Origin of the sequence: Anaerostipes sp. 992a (assembly GCF_001940245.1) — a bacterium.
Classification (GTDB): Bacteria; Bacillota; Clostridia; order Lachnospirales; family Lachnospiraceae; genus Fimousia.
In genome coordinates, this window is sequence record NZ_MJIG01000004.1 from 97,079 (window position 1) to 118,723 (window position 21,645).

The following is a 21,645-nucleotide window of genomic DNA, read 5'->3' on the forward strand; positions in this document are numbered from 1 at the left end:
GATACACATTTTTTACATATACGGATCCACCATAACCGGACGTAATCCATTGTGATCTGCGACATTTGGAACCTGTGCTAATACATAAGAGACTCCTGGATTTCCTTCGATCAGATCTACACCATCTGGTGTAATCGCGAAGTCCCATCCTACCAAATTCACACCTGAAACTTTCCCTGTAATCTCTTTACATGTTTCGATGATTCTATCCCAGTTTGGAATTTGATAACCTTTGATCTTCTTACCACTATATGGATTTTCTTCAAAGGTATTGCCATCTAGATCTGCCGCACTGGTGCATACCATGCCAGAAGGAATATCTATGGTAGCAGCGATTCCGCCTGCATGGAAATTATCAACTACCCCACCTCTTCCCATTCGGAATACGGCATATAAAAATTTACAATCTCCTTCATAGTTTAACGTAGTAATACGAATGGTATTGACGGAAGTAGGACAAAACTCCGCTACATCTTCATGCTGGACAATGCATTCTTCAATAATACTTGAATCTTGATTCATAATTTCTTCATATAATTTCTTTCGCTCATCCTCAGATGCAGGGCAGGCATACTTTTGAATTCCCACTCCTTTTGACGCATCTAAAGGCTTCACCATAATATAATCTAAGTCTTTTACTTGCTTTACAAATTCATCATAAGAAAGGTCTCGATTTAAAAACCATGTATGCTTTATATAATCACGGAAAATGGTGTTAAATTCACCCTTGTTATTAAATAATTGAGTTCCTTCATAGTCATTATAACGGATTCTCATTTTATCAAATATACCAAAGGTTACATAACGCTGCTGTTCCTCCAGATTCATGTCATAAAATCGGAAAATAGAATAATCTTCATGGCTGGCATAGCAATGTACCTTTGACTTCATAACCTCGAACTCTGCCCGACCTTTCTTCCAGCCAGTGGCCTGACAGATCTTGTCAAGATAAGTCTCATTATCATTTTTAATCCGAAGCTGCTCAGATTTTAAAAATTCAGCCAGTTCTTCCAATTCCTTTTCCTTCCTTTTCCAGCATCCGAATTGAATATATTTCTGATAGGATATGCCCTGACTTCTTGCTTCCTCCATGGCTGCTTTCTGTTTTTCCATCTCCCAGCCAGATTGTCTGCAAGCAATCTTCAGGTAATAATCTCTGTTATCACTCCAAAGAGTACGTAAATCTTCCAGAACCTTTCCGTATTCTATGATTTGTGCCCCTGTCAGATCATAGCAGTATTTCTCCACATACTGTTTATTGGTAATACCGCATTCTTTCGCTACATTCATCTTTACTTCTGCCTGTTCGGATTTCCAACCAGTTGCCTGACACACCTGCGCAATTCTTTTTTCCTTGGCAGATTTTCGTTCCAATGCTTTTTCTTTCAAGGTTTCTGCAAGTGATTGCAGCTGCTGTTCTTCCAGATTCCAACACTGGTATTTTACATAGGATACATTTGAAATTCCTGATTTTCTAGATTTTTCCATTTCTATTTCGGCTTGTTCCGCGCTCCAGCCAGACTCTTCGCAAACTATCCGAATCCGCTCTTCTTTTGCCATCTTTCTGACTTTTGCCTTTTCCTTTAACACGGTTCCATAGAAAGCAATCTCATCCTCATCCAGATACCAACATTTACATTTTACATATCTTTGATTGGACATACCTAATTTTTGGGCCTGTCTAAGATGTAAGGCTGCCGTATCCATATCCCATCCAGTGGCATCACAGACGGTGATGGTATGATTTTTAAACGCTTCTTCCTGCTGATCTAGCTTTTTATTGAGCTTTATCATCTCTTTCTCTGTCAGCTTCCAGCACTGGTTATCTGCATAACGGGAATATGACATACCAAGCTCTTTTGCTTTCTTCATTTCCGTAATGGCTTTTCGTTTCTTCCAGCCAGTGGCCTGACATACCTTTTCCACATCCGGATCATTTCTTTGATTCCTGTTAAATAATAATTTCATGTTCCATCACCACTTTCTTATTACTTCATATATGGATCGTACATCACCGGTTTTAATCCGATCTTATCTGCTACATTTGGAATCTGTGCAAGAATATAAGATACGATTGGATTTCCTTCAATCAATTCTGCTCCATCCTGGGTAATCGCAAAGTCCCAGCCCACCAAATTAACACCTTCAATACGTCCATTTGCTTTTTTACATGATTCAATCACCTTATCCCAATGTGGAATCTGAAATCCCTTTATTTTTACACCAGAATATGGATTTGTCTCATATGTATTGCCGTCTAGGTCCGCTGCATCTGTTACGACTCTTCCTGTTTCAACATCCACCGTTGCCGCAATTCCACCTGCATGGAAATTATCGACAACATCGCCCCGTCCCATACGGAAGACAGCATATAAAAATCTACATTCATTTTCATAATTCAATGTGGTAATACGTATCGTATTTACGGAAGTGGGACAAAACTTCATTACCTCATCATGCTGAATAATATATTCTTCCACAATGCACTTTTTCATAGCCATGATCTTCTCGTATAGTTTTTTATTCTCTTCTTCATTGACATTGCAGGAAACCTTTTCTACACCTTTTCCTTGGGTAGAAGATAACGGCTTGATGATCAGATGATCCAGGCCCTTAATCTTTTCTAAAAAGTCCTCATAAGATATATTTCTATTAATAAACCATTTATGCTGATTCAAATCACTGAAAATTTCATTAAATTTTCCTTTATCTGCAAATACTCTGGCTTTTTTGGCATCGTTATACCTTAAGCGCATTTTATCAAACAATCCATATGTCATATATTGCTTTTGTTCTTCTAAGGTCATATTATAAAACTTGAAAGCATAGTAATCTTCATAAGTGGCTTCCGTAACAACTCTGGATTTTGTAATCTCCAGCTCTGCCTTTCCTCGGGACCAACCTGTCTCGTCCATAACCCTTTGCACATACATAGCATTTTTATCGGTAATTCGTGTTTTCTCTTTTTTATTAAAATCAGCCATTTTTTCTTTTCTAATGTTGCTTTTTTCCCAATAACGTTTTTTCAAAAAATTCACATAAGTAACACCTTTTTTCTCTGCAAGGTCCATTTCTTCTTTTGCTTTTTCTCTGGACCAGCCTGTTTTCTCACAAACCAAATCCATATAAAAGCTTCGATTGGATTCCTGTAATTTTTTCTGCTGCTGTAATGCCTCTCCCAGCTCTATGATTTCCTGATCAGTCAAGTCATACGCAGCTTTCGAAGCATATTGCCAATAGGTAACACCATGATCTTTTGCCCAGTTCATCTTATTTGTTGCTTTTCTCTCGCGCCAGCCAGTTGCTTTACATACCTTTTTGACATTTTTATTGGTAATTTCTTTTTTCTTTAATCTTAAAAAGCCAAACATAATTCTTACCTCCAATGAAGAAATCCCTGCACAGACGGACTCCATGCAGGGTTCTTATTATAATATTGTTCCGAACTGATTTAATGCAATTTCTGTTTGTTCACCAGTTTCCATATTCTTAACTTTTGCTTTCTGTTCTGCCAATTCATTTTCTCCGATAATGACTGTATTCTTTGCTCCAATCTTATTGGCATATTTCATCTGTGCTTTTACACTTCTTCCAAGATAATCGGTTTCTACGATATATCCTTCTTTACGAAGTTGACACACTAATTCGAACGCTTTGATCTTGGCTTCTTTTCCTAAAATTCCAATATAAAGATCTGGTTTGGACGCAGCAGGTAATTCTACGCCCTCTTCATCCAGGAAATTGATCAAACGTTCGATTCCCATTCCAAAACCAACGGATGGCATATCTACTTTTCCATCAATTTCCTTAACCAGATTATCATATCTTCCACCACCGCACAAGGTAAATCCATCTGCGTTGACAAATTCAAATACGGTTTTCGTATAATAATCCAGACCACGAACAATGCCAGTATCAATCTCATATGAGATCTTAAGTCCATCTAACATGGATTTTAATTCCTCAAAGTGAGTCTGGCAATCGTCACATAAATAATCAACGGTTCTAGGTGCATCTTTTACAATCTCACTGCAAACCGGACTTTTACAGTCAATAACTCTTAATGGATTCTTCTGCATACGCTCTTTGCATGTATCACATAATGCATCTTCATGCTGCTTCAGATATGCCAGCAATGCCTCGTTATATTTCTTACGGCATTCTGGACATCCAATGCTGTTAATGTGCAATTTTGCTTCTTTTAAACCAATTTTTTCAAAAAATGTAGAAACCAATGTAATTAATTCTATTTCAGCCAATGGATCTTTAGAACCAACAAATTCGATTCCCAGCTGATGATGCTGTCTTAAACGTCCACTCTGTGGTTTTTCATAACGAAAAGCCGGTGTGACATAAAACATTTTAATTGGCTGTGCCTCAGAGTGCATTCCATGTTCTAAGTATGCACGAATCGCACCAGCTGTTCCTTCTGGTTTTAATGTAATGCTTCGATTTCCTTTATCCATAAATGTGTACATCTCTTTCTGTACAACATCTGTCGTTTCTCCTACACCTCTCTGAAAAAGAATGGTATGTTCAAAAACAGGAGTAATGATCTCCTTCATATGAAACGCTTTGCACAATTCTCGAAATGTTTTTTCCAGGTACGTACGTTTCTCCATATTATCGCCGTACCAATCCTGTGTACCTCTTGGTGCCTGTGTAATCATGGCATATCCTCCTTCTATTCAATCCCAAAGCTATTCAGAACGCTTTTAAATGTATCAGAAAATGCAAGATTCTGAAAAGCAAGGTATACTTTCATGTCAAAATTCTTTGTTTCGTCAATCATGACCTCGATGGCAGTCTCTAGATCAAATGCCTGTCGGTATGGACGATTGGAGATCAAAGCTCCAAAGCAGTCACATACATGGAGAATTCTCCCTTCCAGAGGAATGGATTTTCCTTTCAGATTATTTGGGTATCCAGAACCATCATAATTCTCATGATGAGAAAGCACTGCTGAAAGAATTCTATCATGAAACCCTTTTTCTTTCAAGATGGCATATCCCATAGATGGATGCATCCGAATATAGCGTGCCTCATCAATGGCCATAATGTGTTCAAATTTTTGAAGCAAAAAAGAATGGATCTTTAATTTTCCAATATCATGAACGATACCTGCAACTGCCATGTCATAACAAAATTCCTCATCCATTCCCAATTCTTTGGAAACCAGATATGCCAGATTGCTGACGATCATTCCATGCTCCAGTGCTTCTTCAATGGTCACCTCGATGGGTGTTTCAATATCATCTTTACTATAGTACAACATGGCCGTATTTATCCTCCATAATTGCTTTTTTTCGTTGAATCATTTCTTCCACCCTGGTTATATAGTGCTCCACATTTTTTACATTTTCTGCACGTTCAATTCGATGCTCTGATCGAAATACAAACTTTGAAGATGCCCCTGCACCAAGTGCAATAATATCCTGTTTCTCCTCCATAATCAAAATATTATAGATACTCTCCAAGCCTGGCTTTGCATATCCAATATTTTCCATATTCCCAGGAATATTCTTCTGCCGATACAAATAATACGGGCTTAATCCCAGATGACTGGCATAGTCATCCACCAACTCGAGCATCTCATTGGTTGCACCTTTCAAAGATGCCCGGTACTTTTCCATCTGAATATTTAAATTGGCCGCACGTTTGACTGCCAACGAATGTACGGTTAGGCTATCTGGCTTTAAGAAAGCAATTTCTTTCAAAGTCTTTTCAACATGAGTAATATCTTCTCCAGGAAGTCCTACGATCATGTCCATATTGATATTTTGATGTCCCGTTTCCCTGGCCAGATAAAAAGCTTCTTTTGTTTGTTCCACGGTATGAGCCCGTCCGATCAGACGTAAAGTTTCCTGATTCATCGTCTGCGGATTAATACTGATTCTTGTAACGCCACATTCTAGCAACACTTTTAGTTTTTCTCTGGTGATACTATCTGGGCGTCCTGCTTCCACCGTAAATTCCCGCACATAGGTAAAATCAAAACTTTGTTTTACCTTCTCTATCAGCCTTTTTAACTGATCTGCTTCAATGGATGTAGGGGTACCACCACCAAAATAAACGGAAATCAATCTTTTATTCCGACATACCTCACTGACATAATCCATTTCCTTTTCCACCGCTTTTAAGTATTCCTCAACTCGATTTCGATAAGAAGCGATTGGATAGGAAGTAAAAGAACAATACAAGCAGGTCGAAGGGCAAAATGGAATTCCAATATAAAGACTGTACTGATCTTCATATGAAATTCCCTGTAAAATTCTGTTTTCATTTTCTGCTACTTTTGTACAGATATCTACTTTCTGCTTGGTACAGTGAAACGTATCTAGGAAATATGTCTGAATATCATCGATTGTTTTTCCCTGCTCAATCTGTTCTAAAGCAATCTTTGTTGGACGGACCCCTGTTAAAGTTCCCCATGGAAGTTGCTTTCCTGTATAAGCACTCAAAAGCTCATATATACTTTCTTTTACTGGATTTCTATCCAGACTTTCGCAAAAGGTCTGCCCGACAATCATATCTTCTTTCACTAAGGAAAAGGCTACCTGTTCCCCGGTAACCTTTACATCTACATATAAATCATACTGATCCGAAGTATCTGTAACTTTCTTAATCTTCACTCCAAAAAAGAAAGCATAAATTAAATCACGGATATCGGATTCTAATCGTTCGTCATTTTGAATTAATCCTATCATCATCTTTTATAAATGCACAAACATATTGCACACTTTTTCTTCTCCTACTGTTGTACTAGGTCCATGTCCCGGAAAAACAATTGTATAATCAGGAAGCGTATAGATTTTCTTCTTGATTGAGTCAGCTAACACCTGATAGCTTCCAGTTGGAAAATCTGTTCTTCCAATGCTTCCCTGAAACAAAGTATCACCCGCAATTAACCAGCTTTTATCTGCAATATAATAACTCATACCGCCACAGGTATGTCCTGGTGTGTGGAGACATTTTACTTTTGTCCCGCAAATTTCCAGTATGTCTCCATCCTTTAAAAAGTGATTTGGCATAAAAAGAGAAGTCTGCCCCACCATGGAACACAGATTATAGTTTCCATTCTGGAATACCTCCTTCTCCTCTTCTCCAGCATAAATAGGAAGCTGTGGACCCACCTCAGCAACCAGCTCATCCACTGCCAGAATATGATCAAAATGACCATGCGTTAAAATAATTCCAGAAAATTCCAGTCCTTCCTGTTGTAAAAGGCGAAGGACAGCCTCTGGTTCTGCGCCCGGATCAAAGACATAGGCTTCTTTTGTTTCACTATTTCCTAATACATAGCAATTTGTTTCCATTTCCCCAAGGGGCATAGTAAGTATCATTAAGTTATCGTTCATTGTCTCTCCTAACCTGCTGTTCTTTCTATATCAATAACTCCTTCAATTCCACGCAGCTTAGCAATAATCTTATTCAGCTGAGCAACACCATGGATATCGAAAGAAATACTAATGGTTGCTTTTCCATTCTTTGATGTCTTTACATTGACCGAAGACATATCAATATTCATTTCCAAGAAAATTTTAGATACATCTACAAACATACCAGTACGATTGTTAGCATATATTTTGATCTCTGTTGTATACAGTTGTCCTTTGTTCTCTTCTTCTGGAGATTCCCATTCAGCATCGATCAGACGTACCCGATCTGACTCCGGCATTGACATCATATTAATACAGTCTGTCCTATGAATGGAAACACCTCTTCCTCTGGTCACAAATCCAACAATCTCATCGCCTGGAACCGGATTACAGCATTTTGAAAAGCGAACTGCCACATCGTGAATACCTTTTACTACAATTCCACCTTTGGACTTATTGCTGCGCTTCTTATCTTGATTGCTGACATTATCGATTGCTTCTGCATCTGTTAAGATTTTTGGATGATCTTTCTCATATTCTTCTTTTAATTTATTAACAACCTGACCCTCTTTTAATCCGCCATGTCCGATTGCTGCACACACGGAATCCCAATCACGGAAACCGTATTTTAACATAACCTTTTTCTGATATCCCGGTTTTAAATAGTCTGCAAGTACAATTCCTTTTTCTTTGGCGTATTGACGAAGAAGATCCTTACCGCGGACAATATTCTCTTCTTTAAACTGTCGCTTAAACCATTGGTTGATCTTGCTTTTTGCCTGTGAGCTTTTAATAATTTTTAACCAATCCCTGCTCGGCCCTTTGGAATTCTGAGAAGTAATGATTTCCACTCGATCGCCGTTTTGGATCTTATAATCAAAAGTTACCTGACGTCCGTTGACTCTTGCTCCAACCATCGTATTTCCGACAGCAGAATGAATGCTATACGCAAAATCAATTGGTGTGGATCCATTTGGAAGATTCTTCACATCTCCATTCGGGGTAAAGCAATATACATTCTCCGCAAATAAATCTAGATTCGTCTTTAAGAGACTTAAAAATTCCTTGTTATCCTCCATATCCCGCTGCCATTCTAAAATTTCCCGAAGCCAGCTTAATTTTTCCTCTTCTTTATTGATTCCTGAGTTATTTTTATTCTCTTTATATTTCCAATGAGCTGCGATACCATATTCTGCGGTTCGATGCATCTCATAGGTTCGAATCTGTATCTCAAATGGCTGTCCATTCGGTCCGATCAATGTCGTGTGCAGAGATTGATACATATTTGGCTTTGGCATCGCAATATAATCCTTAAATCGACCTGGAATTGGTTTGTACATCTCGTGAATAATTCCAAGTGCTGCATAGCAATCCTTTACAGTATCTACTTTGATGCGCACTGCAAACAGATCGTAAATCTGATCGATGGTCTTGTTCTGATTTACCATCTTTTTATAAATACTGAAATAATGCTTTACACGGCCATCAATTTCTGCATGCTGGATCGATCCATTAATATGCTCACTTACTTCTGATACAATCTTTTCGATAAATGCTTCCCGTTCTTCTTTCTGAATGGAAATCTGGTTCTCCAGTTGTTGGTATACTTCTGGTTTCAGATAACGCAGGGATAAATCATCCAATTCCACTTTGATCTTGGAAATTCCAAGTCTATGCGCAATTGGTGCATAAATATCCATCGTCTCTCTGGATTTTTCCTTTTGTTTCTCTGGCTTCATATATTGAAGCGTTCTCATATTATGAAGGCGGTCTGCCAATTTGATCAAGATTACACGAATATCTTTTGCCATGGCAAGAAACATCTTACGCAGATTCTCTGCCTGAACTTCTACTTTATCTTTGGAATAGCTCAACTGTCCTAATTTGGTTACCCCATCAACCAGCAGAGCAATTTCTTCACTGAATTCACTGGCAATCTCTTCTGATGTCATGACCGTATCTTCTACCACATCATGTAAAAGACCTGCCACGATTGTCTCTTTATCCAATTCCAATTCCGCCAGTATGATCGCAACGCAGATTGGATGGATAATATAAGGCTCTCCAGATTTTCTTCTCTGATCTTTATGAGCCTCATAAGCAATGGAATATGCTTTTTTAATCATTTCGACATCTGCTGACGGATGATACGAATCGATGGTACTAAGCAGCTGTTGAAATAATACTTCCGGTTCTGTAAAATCAGCCGGTTTACTAATTTCTCTTTTTACTGGAGTTACACTTGTATCATTTTCTCTCATACATTTATCACATCTCTTTCATAAACGCTTACTAACATTATAAAGAATGCAATCGAAAAATGCAATAAAAAAGAGGAATCACCAGTTGAATAACAACGGATGATTCCTGATTCTTTATTTTTTCAATTTTGACTCGCAATACTTACAGCGATAGACATGATTCTCCTTATCAGTAAGAACAAAAACCTGATCGATTTCCTGTTCAATGGATGTAATACAGCGAGGATTCTTGCATTTTGCAATATTTACTAATGTTTCCGGAAGTTCGACTTTATACTTCTTTACAATCTTTCCATCTTCGATGATGCATACCGTAACATTCGGATCCAGATAACCGATGACATCCAGGTTTACTGTAAACTGATCATCAATTTTAATGATATCCTTCTTTCCCATCTTCTCGCTTTTTACATTTTTAATGATAGCAACAGAACAATCCAGCTTATCCAATCCAAGATTCTTATAGATTGCCATACTTCTGCCTGCTGTAATGTGATCTAATACAATTCCATTCTTAATACTATCAATCTTCATCTGCCTTCACCCCCAACATGGTCATGATCAGTGCCATACGAATATACTTTCCATAATTCACCTGTTTAAAATAACATGCTCTTGGATCGTCATCCACTTTTACCGAAATCTCGTTGACACGAGGCAGCGGATGTAAAATTGCCAAATCCTCTTTGGCATTTTTCAACTTGTCCATATCTAAAATATAGCTGTCCTTCAAACGAATATAATCGGCTTCATTGAAAAATCGTTCTCTTTGCACACGGGTCATATAGATAATATCCAACTCTGGCATAACCTCTTCCATGCGTTCTACTTCTTGATATGTAATTCCTTTCTTTTCAAAGACTTCCTTTTTCAGATATTCTGGAATCTGTAATTCCTCTGGTGAAATCAATATATAGTTGATTCCTTCATATCTGGATAATGCTTTAATCAAGGAATGTACCGTACGACCGAACTTTAAATCCCCACAAAAGCCAATGGTCAGGTGATCTAGCCTTCCTTTTTCCTGCTTGATCGTAAGCAAATCTGTCAGTGTCTGTGTTGGATGATTATGTCCTCCATCTCCGGCATTGATAATCGGAATATCCACATACTGGGAAGCCACTAATGGAGCTCCTTCTTTTGGATGTCTCATAGCGATAATATCAGCATAACATGCAACTGCTCTTGCTGTATCTGCAACACTTTCTCCCTTTGCAGCAGATGATGAATCTGCAGATGAAAATCCCAGTACATTCCCTCCCAATTCCATCATGGCAGCTTCAAAACTTAGTCTTGTTCTGGTACTAGGCTCAAAGAATAAGGTTGCCAGCTTTTTATAACGGCAGACTTCGCGATATTTTTCAGGATGGTCGATAATTTTCCCTGCGAGTTCAATCAGGTGATCAATTTCTTCCACGCTCAAATCCATTGGATCGATCAAATGTCTCATAGTAACTTCCTCCTAGACTATTTTCTTCCATTATTATAACCTTAGCTCTTAACATCTGTCCAGCACAATCAACTGTCAGACATGGTATTTCTATGGATCGTTTCTTTCTTACGCAAACTTAAGAACTGCAATTTCCTCCAACTTTTCTGGCCGATAAGACATCTTCGCTTTTCGCAGGCCTTCTTCCCCACAATCCTCTTCACGATTAATATACTTATAATCCTTTGCCTCATGAAGTACAAATTGCTGATTGATAATTGGATATGCTCCCTGAATATGAGAAAATGCTTTCTCAATATGCACAACAAAGGTATCCTTATTTAGTGGTTCTCCCAGAGAAAATGCAATAATCTCACCCTCACATCGAATCAATCCTCCGGTAAAGCCAAGTTCCTTTCGGTACATAATAGAGTTTTTTGCAACACAGATTTCATCATGTTTTTCAATTTCCTCTGGTGTGCAGTTATTTAACTTCCATTGCATCAACATAACCAGACATTCCAGGGCATTCTCATCATTGATGGGTTCATAGCTCCATTCATGGTTTGCAATGAATCGATTAATATGATTTCTTTTACTATGTAATTTTTTACCGCTTAAACTAATCAGTTTTTCGGACAAATACACATAGTCGGCATTATCTCTGTCGTATGCAACTTCAAAAACATCTCCATATAAAGCAACCATTTTTTCTTCGATGTCTTTGGTCACTCCATACATCTCAAAATCCGTTCCATCTTTTTCACATTCCTTAATAATCTGATCAAGAACAGCTTTTGCATCTCCCTGTCCAATAGGATAGGAATATCTCTTTTTATCCTTTCCAGTCCTGCAGACTACCATATCATCTACAATAGCATATTCAATATTATAAAATGGAGCCCATAAATACATCATCCCAGGTGTATATCCACTATTATAAAATTCCAAACCTTCAAAGTATTTTCTAAGAATCGGTAAATCTTCCAATTCTGGTTTTTTAAATATCATGATTACATCTCCTTTTCATCCTAACTATTATAGAAGAGAGTTTTCTAATTGTAAAGACTAAAGATTTTAAATCTTTTTTCTTTTTTACTTGCATTATGAAAGAATTCATTATATACTTAAAATACACAAAGGAGTGTTTGCCAGAAGGCGAGCGCTCCTTTTTTCTTTTTATAAGAATAACCCTCCGAGGGAATGCACACGACGTGCAACGGAATGCGCTTTCATAAAAGGAACGCATGATGAATGATAATGAAATGGAAGTGAAAAATATGCTAGACAAAATTGACAAAATTGATAAAAAGATATTAGCTCTGCTACAGGAAAATGCCAGACACCCATTAAAATATCTGGATTCAAAGGTATTTCTATCTTCACCTGCAGTTTCCAGCAGAATTGAACGATTAGAAAAGAATGGTGTCATCACCGGATATCATGCCTCTATCAACCCGGTTGCTTTAGGTTATCATATCAAAGCATTTATCAGTCTGACATTGGCACCAAAGGAAAAAGAAACCTTTTATCCTTTTATCAAGCAGTGTCCAAATGTTATCGAATGCAACTGCGTTACAGGACAATATTCCATGCTGATGAAAGTTATCTTTCCAAGCACCAGTGAATTGGACGTCTTTATCAATCAACTTCAGGAATTTGGTATTACAGAGACTCAGATTGTCTTTTCAACACCAATCGAGACAAGAGGCATTCAGGCAATTGATCCTGCTTTTCTTGACGAAGTAAAAGGAGCTGCCCTATAATGGCTCGCTCCTTTTCCTCTCCGTTTCTTCAATTTGAAAGCATCTCTTTTACAGAGTCTGCAATACCTTTTCCATCCAGTTTGAGCATCTGCCTCAATTCCTTGATGGAGCCATGCTCTACAAAGACATCATTAATGCCAATATTTCTCACTCTTCCTGTGTAGCCATTCTGATAAAGATACTGCATCACTCCGGCACCAAAGCCTCCATGTAAGATACCCTCTTCAATTGTCACAATACAATCATACGTCTGTGCCAGTTCATCCAACAGCTTCTGATCAAATGGCTTTAAATACCTTGGATTGACAAGCCCAATCTCATAGCCTTCGGCCTCTAATAGTTTCATGGCCTCATAAGCTTCACAAAAAATATTTCCAACTGCCACCAAAACTGCATCTTTTCCTCGATGTATAATCTGTCCTTTTCCATATTCAATTTTCTGAAAAGATTCCTCTAATAAGGTTTCCGCTTCTCCTCGAGAATATTTAATGGCAATTGGTCCTGTAGCATGATTCAATGCATACAATAGCATCTCTTTTATCTCTCTTCCATTGATCGGTGCCATAATCGTTAAATTTGGAATCATTGATAAATACGGAATATCAAAAATCCCTTGATGGGTTTCTCCGTCCGCTCCAACTAATCCAGATCGATCCACACCAAATATCACTGGATAATTTCCTAAAGCAACATCATGCAGCACCTGATCAAATCCTCTTTGAAGAAAGGTAGAATATACCGCAAAAACAGGTTTCCATCCATTGGCTGCCATTCCGGCACAAAAGGTGACTGCATGCTCTTCTGCAATCCCAACATCAAAAAATCTTTCCGGATATTCCTCTCCAAACTTTTTCAGTCCTGTACCCTCTGGCATAGCAGCTGTCACTGCTGCAATTTTGTCATCTTTTTTCGCCGCCTGCAGCAAGGTATCGGAAAAAATGGCTGTGTTAGAAGGCTTACTGCTTTTGGAGATTACTTCCCCATCCTTGATATAAAATGGGCCAATACCGTGAAACTTCTCTGGATTTTTTTCTGCTGGTCTATATCCTTTTCCCTTTTTGGTAATAACATGAATAATAACAGGCTCCTCCAACTTCTTCGCTTGTTCCAAGGTATCTATGAGAAGTGGCAAATCATGTCCATCGATAGGTCCAGTATAAGTAAGACCCATATCCTCAAACATCATGCCCGGTACGAACAAATGCTTAATCGAATCTTTTGATTTTTTGATTGCCTTTGTTAATGGTTTTCCTATTGCCGGAATCTTTAACAATGAATGCTCTACATTATCTTTCAGATCCACATATTCTTTTTTCATACGGATTTTATTCAAATAAGCTGACATCCCACCTACATTTTCTGCAATAGACATCTTATTATCATTTAAGATAATAATCAGATTCTTTTTCTCTTCTCTTAGCTGTACCATATTATTGAGCGCTTCATAAGCCATCCCGCCAGACAATGCTCCATCCCCTATTACTGCTACGATTGTTTCATTCGTATGATTCAAATCTCTGGCCTTTGCCATTCCCAATGCAACAGACAACGACATAGAACTATGGCCACTGTGAAATGCATCACAGTCACTTTCTTTTCTTTTAGGGAATCCACTCATGCCATGAAACTGCCTTAAATGTGCAAATCCGCCTTTTCTTCCAGTTAAAATCTTATGTACATAGGATTGATGTCCCACATCAAAAATCAACTTATCTTTAGGAAAATCCAACACAAGATGAAGTGCCATAGTAAGTTCTACAACACCTAGATTGGAGGCAAGATGTCCTCCTGTTCTACTAACATTCTTGATCAGGAATCTTCGAATTTCCTTAGCTAACAGCTTATAATCCTTTACCTCTAATTTTTTGATATCATTTGGTTTGTTTATCATCTCTAACATAATTGTACTCCTTATTCATCTGTTCTACCTCTCCCCATAGATACATTCAGACTTCTCCCAAACTATGATCATTTATGATATGGCTGTCCATGAATAATGCGATATGCCCTGTAGATCTGTTCACAGAGAATGGCCGCAGTAAGACCTGGTGCCATGGTAAGTTTGGATATACATCCTTCTTCATTCCATTCAAACGGAGGCTCACAATGAATATAAAACGTACAGGAACTTGTACCATGTACTTCCAATTGATGAATCCAATCCGCAAATGCCTCTGAAGGAAACGTATTCCCCTTTTCCGTCAATACACAATGAATCCCGCCTGTCTGCTTTATTTTTTCAATGTCCTGTTCCTTTTTTAATGGAATAATCTGAATTTTACAATATCTCCCAAGTCTTTTTGTAAATTCTTTTATATTATCCATAAAAAAAGGTGCCATCTTTTTCTCATAAATGTATATGGTATAATTCATGTTTATTCCTCAAAAAATTCCTCTAATTCTTTGTTCGTAGCAATCACAGCTTCATATCGTTGTCTTGTATCTTCAATCAATGCTTTGATATCTTTCAATCTTAATGATACTTCCATGGCTTTTTGTGCTTCTGTGCTTAAATGATCCTTGTTATTATAAATTTTAAATTCTCCGTCTTCATCAATCACATAGTATTGTGAAACTCCCGGAACCGTCTGGGCAATATCATGAAATTTCGCATCATAAGATACAAATACAATATAAGAATGTGTATCTTCTCCATTTTTTATGTAACAGGTAATATTGTTATATTTTTCAATATATAAGGTCATATTCCTTAACTTTTGAGGAGAGAAAAAACATTCTGTATCCTCTACCATCTTGAGCAATTCTTCCCGATTTCCTTCTTCCAAATATTCATAATACTTTTTCATGAAATCGCTAAGCTTTGCTTCCGTCTTCCCGACCTCATATTTTGAATCATAAAGTTCCGATTCCGACAGCTTGGATGCCTGGGCGGCCTCTGTCTTTTTGGTCTGGGTATCAAATTGTGTCGATACCTTCATATATGCAGCAGTAACACTGCATCCAATGATAAAGAAGAACCAACTGATGACTAAAATAAAAAATGTATATTGACTGTTTTTCACGTTTTTTCCCTCCTGACCTTGATGATAAAATTATACCATACTTTTACAACAGAACAAAGTTTCAGATAAATAAAAAAATATTTGCATTTTTCTTCATTTTGTATTAGAATAGCGTTATGCATCTGTAACTCAGTGGATAGAGTGCCAGCCTCCGAAGCTGTTGGTCGCGGGTTCAACTCCCGCCAGGTGCATTTTTTGTGCAATTCTTTATGAAAAAGCACATTATATATTATATGCTAAAAACGAATTCAATATGACAAATAAGTGTAACATATTTCAAAAGGAGGCCCTTTATGATAACAAACACAAAAATCACCGTACGTTATGCAGAAACAGACCAGATGGGCATCGCACATCACAGTAACTATGCGGTCTGGTTTGAAGCCGGCCGCACCGATTTAATTAAAGCATCTGGTATGACCTATTCCGATATGGAAAAGCATGGCGTTATCGTTCCACTTCTTTCACTGGAATGTCATTATAAAAAAGCAGCATTTTACGAAGACGAATTGATCATTGAATCACGATTGACTAAAGTAACCAATACAAAGCTGGAATTTGAATATCGGGTTCTAAAGGAAGATACCCAGGAGCTGATCAGTACAGGAAAAACTGTTCATGGAATGGTTGCTCACGATCTCACTCCGATTCGTATGAAAAAAGAACAGCCGCAGATTTTTGCCATGCTTCAGGCAGCTGTAGAACCATCTATACAATAGGCAGTTATTTTCCATACTTATGTGACCGAAAAAAGAGAATTTCACTTGACAGTGAAATTCTCTTTTTTGAATTTAAAGCCACCTAAAATATGCTATATTACACGATCCAACTGCTCCAGTAGAATCATTCGCATCATTTGATGAGGAAATGTCATTGAAGAAAAACTGATCTTGTACTTCGCTCTTTGTACTACTTCCGGTGCTAGCCCAAGAGACCCTCCAATAATAAAGGTAAATGAAGTTCTTCCCGCATCCATATCCAATTTTATCGTCTTCCTAAGCTTTTCTGTTGTCAGTTGCTTTCCTTCAATACAAAGTGCAAAAACCTGATCATCCTCTGGAATATGGCGAAGAATCCGTTCTCCTTCTATTCTTCTGATCTGCTGTTCTTCTTTTTCACTGGCACGATCCGGAGTCTTCTCATCCTCTACCTCCACGAGTTCAATTTCTGCTTTCCTACTCAATTTTTTTTGATAATATTCGATGCCCTTTTTAAGATAGGGTTCCTTAATTTTTCCCACACTAACAATTCGGATTTTCATAATTAGTCTCGATCTCGTCCTCCAAATAAAATGACCAATCGCAGTAGCTGTAAAATGGATGAAGCTGCCGCAGCCAAATATGTCATCGCAGCAGCAGAAAGTACCTTTCGCGTCTGCCCTAATTCATCATATCCTAAAATTCCGTTCTGTTCCAATATCTTCAATGCGCGACTGGATGCATTAAATTCCACAGGAAGTGTAACAAGCTGAAATAAAACAGCTAGCCCGAATAGTAAAATACCTAAGGTCAGCAATGGCTGAAAACGTCCGATCAGCAATCCAAGAATAATCATTGGCCAACATATCTTTGCCCCAAAATTTGCCACCGGTACTAAAGTAGAACGAAGTACCAATGGTGCATATTTTTTCTGATGCTGGACTGCATGACCACATTCATGAGCAGCCACACCGACAGCAGCTACAGACGAAGAAGCATAGGTGGCATCTGACAATCGCAGTACTTTTGAAGATGGATCATAATGATCCGTAAGATTTCCCGCAATGTGTTCTACTCTGACATCATAAATACCAGATGCCTGCAGAATACGTTCTGCCGCTTCCTTTCCCGTCATCCCGCTTCTACTTCGAACCTTTGAATACTTTTGAAACGTACTATTGACATTAGCAGAAGCTAACAAGGATAATATCGCTCCAATTAGTACTAATATATAAGTTGGATCATAAAACATACCAAAACCATAATACATATCATTACCCCATTTCTATTCATATCTTTTATTTACAACCATCCACAATAGAAAGCTTAGGCTAAATTATAGCCATTTCCCATAAAAAGTCAAATGATTTTATACTCTTTTAAGAATTATCTCTATTTTTATAATATTCACAATATTTATTTAAAAAACACCTGTCACATTCTGGCTTTCTTGCTTTACACAATGCCCTTCCATGGCGTATGAGAAGAATATTGATAGGAATCCAATATTTCTTTGGCAAAACAACCTGAAGCTGCTTTTCTGTCTGTAACACATTCTTGCTGTTCACCCATCCAAGGCGATTGGATACTCGATGAACATGTGTATCTACAGTAATCTCCGGAATTCCCAGCTCATTTGCCATATATAAATTTGCCGTTTTTCTTCCAATTCCACTCAACTTCATCAGTTCTTCCCTCGTAGAAGGCACCACACCCCCATATTCTCTGGATAACTGCGTACAACATTTTTTCATATTTTTAGCTTTATTTTTATAAATGCCGATAGACCGGATATAGGACTCGATTTCTTCCGCATTCGCTTCCGCCACATCTTCTACTGTATCAAATCTGGCATACAAGGCTGGCAAGACCTCGTCTACTTGTTTATCCGTACTTTGAGCGCTTAGCATAATTGCCACCAGGTGCTGCCATGGATGATTATGATAAAATCCATCATTATGCATGCCATAGGTATCTACCAGCCAATCCAATACCTTTTGCACATATTCCTGTCTCATTCCGTTTCTTTTTCCTTCCTGCTTTCTTTCTTTTTCCTTCTGACCTTCTTTTTTTCTTCTCGTAAGAAAGTTGCCTGATTGTCTTCATCCAGTTTGTCTAATGAAATATACGCTTCTGTGTCTATTGGAAGATCCTGCTGTGATAGCTGTGACTCTACCAGACGCTTGATAACATAATAAACTGTGGCAAATAACGGTACTCCGATGATCATTCCGATGACACCAAATACTTCCCCAGCAACCAAAATTGCAAATAATACCCAAAATGGAGACAATCCTGTCGATTCTCCTAAAATTCTTGGTCCGATTATATTACCATCTACCTGCTGAAGAATAATAATAAAAATGATAAATATGATGCACTGCATTGGGTTCACCAGAAGAATTAAAAAAGCACTTGGAATCGCCCCAATATATGGACCAAAAAAAGGGATCACATTGGTAATTCCCACGATCAGACTAATCAGAGTTACATATGGCAGCTTCAAAAGATGCATGCAAATAAAACAGATGATTCCTATGATCAGGGAATCAATGATCTTTCCTGTAATAAATCCTCCAAACATCCGGTCGCACTGTCTTATCGTATCCAGAATAAAAGCATTTACCGAACGATTTTTAGAAACTGCATATAATATCTTCTTTGCCTGTCCCCGAAACTTATCTTTTTCAAACAACACATAGATCATAACAATAAAGCCTATGATAATATTAAAAAGGAATCCGAACATATCAATAATTCCAGACAGAATGGATGTCATAGCCTCATAGATGCCAGTCTTTAACCATTCATTCAGCCAATCGTTGGCCCTTATTACACATTCATTGACAAATTCCATAATCTGGCTATCACTGTGTACCCATTCCTTTAGCTGTTGTGTAAAGGACATCATCATACCTGGCAATGTTATGCTTAAATCCATGATAGTCTTTATTACTTGAGGTAATAACATACGTATTCCAATTCCTATGGTTGCCAGAGTAAGAAAGGTTGTAACAAAAACCGCAATAGTCTTTGCAGGCTTATTCTTAATCCTCCTTCTGATTAGATACTGTTCCATCTTGGTTTCAATAGGCGACAGTAAATAAGCCAGAATCAACCCTATGACAATTGGCTGAAGGGCTGATTTTATTATTGCAATATATGCACTTACTTTTTTAATATTAGAAAAACCAAGATACACAAGGATGACCGCTGAAAGGCTTGCGAATATGGTGATTCCCAATTGTAAAAATCGATGGTTTTCTTTTTTCATACTCCTCATATCCCCTTTCTTCTTAATATGAAAAAGGCGGCAAAGTATCTGCTCTGCCGTCTTGTTACACTAAAAAAATTCACGAATTATTCATCCCAGTTGTGGTACACTTCCTGAACGTCATCATCTTCATCTAATAAGTCTAATGTCTTCTGGATATTCTTAATATCCTGTTCATCTGTTAATTCCACATATGTTTGAGGAATCATGCTTACGTTGGCATCTGCCATCTTGATTCCCTCTGCTTCTAATGCTTCGCGTACTGCACTAAAGTCATCAGGATCTGTAAAAATTTCGTAACTATCTTCTTCTTCTGAAAAATCTTCTGCTCCTGCATCTAGTGCGATCATCATCAGGTCATCTGCATCCATTTCGCATTCTTCTTTGTCAATGATGATCTGACCTTTTTTATCGAACATATAAGACACGCATCCTGGTGTTCCTACATTTCCATATCCTTTTGTAAATGCATTTCTTACGTTAGATGCAGTACGGTTTTTATTATCTGTTAAGGTATCTACGATGATCGCAACTCCGTTTGGTCCATAACCTTCATATGTAATCGTCTCATAATTGACAGAGTTAGCATCTCCTGCTGCTTTTTTAATTCCGCGATCAATCGTATCATTTGGCATATTATTGGCTTTTGCTTTTGCGATAACATCACGAAGTTTACTGTTATTTGCTGGATCTGGTCCGCCTTCTTTTACAGCAACTGCGATTTCTCTACCGATAACGGTAAAAATCTTTCCTTTTTTCGCATCATTTTTTTCTTTTTTGTGTTTGATATTGGCAAACTTACTATGTCCTGACATTTCTATTCTCCTTTATCTTTCTCAATTTTACTTACTTTTATCTGTCGCACCATTTTTTCATGGATATCCATAGATTTAAAGGAATATCCTTCATATATAATTTCAACCTCTTCATTATCCTCTGGGAGATGGCCCAGCTGATCAATCAGAAATCCATTAATGGTCTCAATATCTTCATCTGGAAATTCAATATCCAGAAGCTCTTCCAGTACATCCAGTCTTGTAACACCCTGAATCAGATATCCGCCTTCTTCACCAAGCTTAGTAATCTCATGCTCATCGATATCATATTCATCAAAAATATTACCAACAATAACTTCCAGCATATCTTCCATAGCAACGATTCCTTCTGTCTGTCCATACTCATCTACCACAATGGCCATATGAATCTTCTTCAGCTGCATCTCCTTAAAGAGATCAGAAATTTCCATAGTCTCATGTACAAAAAATGCTTCTCTGGCTATTTCGGACAACGGTTTCTCTTCCTGATTCAAATAGGCTTCGATGACATCCTTTAAATACAACACGCCAAGGATATTATCAATATCCGTCTCATAAAGCGGATATCTGGAATATGGCTGCTCCAACATGAAATTCAGGCATTCCTCAATGGACATATGGTTATCGATTCCTACAATTTTCTTCCGAAACCGCATAACATCCTTGCATTCTTTATCCCCAAATTCAAATACATTGTTGATCATTTCCCGTTCATCTGCCTCGATAATTCCTTGCTCCAGTCCCTGATTCATCATATTCTTGATTTCTTCTTCGTACTCATTGTTCTCTTCGTCATCCTCATCATTTTTCTTAGAACGCGTACTCAATGAACTGGACTGCACGGATTTCTTCAGATGTAAAATATACACCAACTCTACCACACAAATCACTGCAATCAGGATTGTGATGAGGCTGCTCAGTGTACCTATATCGTCCATTCACATTCTCCTTTATAAAATATTGCAATATCCACTATATCATTATTTCCTGCATTCGTCAA

The 21,645-nt window shown here is 37.8% G+C and carries 21 protein-coding genes and 1 tRNA gene; 3 read left to right on the forward strand and 19 right to left on the reverse strand.

The annotated features are described in order from the left end of the window. Positions 1–12 precede the first annotated feature (12 nt). From BHF69_RS04775 to BHF69_RS04820, 10 genes are all read right to left on the reverse strand, one after another. The gene (locus BHF69_RS04775) at positions 13–1,968 is read right to left on the reverse strand and encodes a sugar-transfer associated ATP-grasp domain-containing protein (RefSeq protein WP_075669937.1); all 1,956 of its coding nucleotides are present in this window, start codon (positions 1,966–1,968) and stop codon (positions 13–15) included. 20 nt (positions 1,969–1,988) lie between these two features. Beyond that, positions 1,989–3,371 (reverse strand): sugar-transfer associated ATP-grasp domain-containing protein, encoded by a 1,383-nt coding sequence (locus BHF69_RS04780; RefSeq protein ID WP_075669938.1) that lies wholly within the window; start codon positions 3,369–3,371, stop codon positions 1,989–1,991. A gap of 57 nt (positions 3,372–3,428) precedes the next feature. Beyond that, positions 3,429–4,670 (reverse strand): histidine--tRNA ligase, encoded by a 1,242-nt coding sequence (gene hisS, locus BHF69_RS04785; RefSeq protein WP_075669939.1) that lies wholly within the window; start codon positions 4,668–4,670, stop codon positions 3,429–3,431. 14 nt (positions 4,671–4,684) lie between these two features. Continuing rightward, positions 4,685–5,275 carry an HD-GYP domain-containing protein gene (locus BHF69_RS04790; protein WP_075669940.1) on the reverse strand — a complete coding sequence of 197 codons (591 nt, stop codon included), beginning with the start codon at positions 5,273–5,275 and terminating at the stop codon, positions 4,685–4,687. Beyond that, positions 5,262–6,710 (reverse strand): coproporphyrinogen dehydrogenase HemZ, encoded by a 1,449-nt coding sequence (gene hemZ / locus BHF69_RS04795; RefSeq protein WP_330393068.1) that lies wholly within the window; start codon positions 6,708–6,710, stop codon positions 5,262–5,264. The genes BHF69_RS04790 and hemZ overlap by 14 nt, the downstream gene beginning before the upstream one ends. A gap of 3 nt (positions 6,711–6,713) precedes the next feature. Beyond that, on the reverse strand, positions 6,714–7,358 hold the full coding sequence (locus tag BHF69_RS04800) for an MBL fold metallo-hydrolase (RefSeq protein ID WP_075669941.1): 645 nt from the start codon (positions 7,356–7,358) through the stop codon (positions 6,714–6,716). Positions 7,359–7,366: 8 nt separating this feature from the next. Further along, the gene (locus BHF69_RS04805; RefSeq protein ID WP_075669942.1) at positions 7,367–9,640 is read right to left on the reverse strand and encodes a RelA/SpoT family protein; all 2,274 of its coding nucleotides are present in this window, start codon (positions 9,638–9,640) and stop codon (positions 7,367–7,369) included. Positions 9,641–9,754: 114 nt separating this feature from the next. Further along, positions 9,755–10,174 (reverse strand): aspartate carbamoyltransferase regulatory subunit, encoded by a 420-nt coding sequence (locus tag BHF69_RS04810; protein WP_075669943.1) that lies wholly within the window; start codon positions 10,172–10,174, stop codon positions 9,755–9,757. Beyond that, positions 10,164–11,090 (reverse strand): aspartate carbamoyltransferase, encoded by a 927-nt coding sequence (gene pyrB / locus BHF69_RS04815; RefSeq protein ID WP_075669944.1) that lies wholly within the window; start codon positions 11,088–11,090, stop codon positions 10,164–10,166. The genes BHF69_RS04810 and pyrB overlap by 11 nt, the downstream gene beginning before the upstream one ends. 108 nt (positions 11,091–11,198) lie before the next feature. Next, the gene (locus BHF69_RS04820) at positions 11,199–12,080 is read right to left on the reverse strand and encodes a DUF2156 domain-containing protein (protein WP_075669945.1); all 882 of its coding nucleotides are present in this window, start codon (positions 12,078–12,080) and stop codon (positions 11,199–11,201) included. A gap of 281 nt (positions 12,081–12,361) precedes the next feature. Between BHF69_RS04820 and BHF69_RS04825 the strand changes: the two genes are divergently transcribed. Beyond that, a complete protein-coding gene (locus BHF69_RS04825; RefSeq protein ID WP_075671685.1) occupies positions 12,362–12,835 on the forward strand; it encodes an Lrp/AsnC family transcriptional regulator in 474 nt (157 codons plus the stop codon). A gap of 28 nt (positions 12,836–12,863) precedes the next feature. Here the strand turns inward: BHF69_RS04825 and dxs are convergent, their stop codons facing one another. The 3 genes from dxs to BHF69_RS04840 form a co-directional block, all read right to left on the reverse strand. Continuing rightward, complete coding sequence (gene dxs / locus BHF69_RS04830; protein ID WP_075669946.1) at positions 12,864–14,735, reverse strand: 1-deoxy-D-xylulose-5-phosphate synthase; 1,872 nt, start codon at positions 14,733–14,735, stop codon at positions 12,864–12,866. A gap of 68 nt (positions 14,736–14,803) precedes the next feature. After that, a complete protein-coding gene (locus tag BHF69_RS04835; protein ID WP_075669947.1) occupies positions 14,804–15,208 on the reverse strand; it encodes a 23S rRNA (pseudouridine(1915)-N(3))-methyltransferase RlmH in 405 nt (134 codons plus the stop codon). 2 nt (positions 15,209–15,210) lie between these two features. Then, complete coding sequence (locus BHF69_RS04840; RefSeq protein ID WP_075669948.1) at positions 15,211–15,858, reverse strand: hypothetical protein; 648 nt, start codon at positions 15,856–15,858, stop codon at positions 15,211–15,213. Between the two features lie 118 nt (positions 15,859–15,976). On the opposite strand from BHF69_RS04840, the gene BHF69_RS04845 reads away from it, so the two are divergent. After that, a tRNA-Arg gene (locus BHF69_RS04845) sits at positions 15,977–16,049 on the forward strand. A gap of 102 nt (positions 16,050–16,151) precedes the next feature. Further along, complete coding sequence (locus tag BHF69_RS04850) at positions 16,152–16,577, forward strand: acyl-CoA thioesterase (protein WP_075669949.1); 426 nt, start codon at positions 16,152–16,154, stop codon at positions 16,575–16,577. A gap of 92 nt (positions 16,578–16,669) precedes the next feature. Here the strand turns inward: BHF69_RS04850 and rlmH are convergent, their stop codons facing one another. From rlmH to BHF69_RS04880, 6 genes are all read right to left on the reverse strand, one after another. Next, a complete protein-coding gene (gene rlmH, locus BHF69_RS04855) occupies positions 16,670–17,119 on the reverse strand; it encodes a 23S rRNA (pseudouridine(1915)-N(3))-methyltransferase RlmH (RefSeq protein ID WP_075669950.1) in 450 nt (149 codons plus the stop codon). Positions 17,120–17,121: 2 nt separating this feature from the next. After that, entirely contained in the window at positions 17,122–17,826 is a 705-nt protein-coding gene (locus BHF69_RS04860) for a zinc metallopeptidase (protein WP_075669951.1), read from the reverse strand. A 109-nt stretch (positions 17,827–17,935) separates the two neighbouring features. Beyond that, positions 17,936–18,574: an endonuclease III gene (nth, locus tag BHF69_RS04865; RefSeq protein WP_075669952.1), complete on the reverse strand. Its 639-nt coding sequence runs from the start codon at positions 18,572–18,574 to the stop codon at positions 17,936–17,938. Further along, complete coding sequence (locus tag BHF69_RS04870) at positions 18,571–19,830, reverse strand: AI-2E family transporter (protein WP_158022553.1); 1,260 nt, start codon at positions 19,828–19,830, stop codon at positions 18,571–18,573. The genes nth and BHF69_RS04870 overlap by 4 nt, the downstream gene beginning before the upstream one ends. An 86-nt stretch (positions 19,831–19,916) precedes the next feature. Beyond that, positions 19,917–20,645 carry a YebC/PmpR family DNA-binding transcriptional regulator gene (locus tag BHF69_RS04875; protein ID WP_075669954.1) on the reverse strand — a complete coding sequence of 243 codons (729 nt, stop codon included), beginning with the start codon at positions 20,643–20,645 and terminating at the stop codon, positions 19,917–19,919. A 2-nt stretch (positions 20,646–20,647) separates the two neighbouring features. Then, entirely contained in the window at positions 20,648–21,583 is a 936-nt protein-coding gene (locus BHF69_RS04880; RefSeq protein WP_075669955.1) for a hemolysin family protein, read from the reverse strand. Positions 21,584–21,645 lie beyond the last annotated feature (62 nt).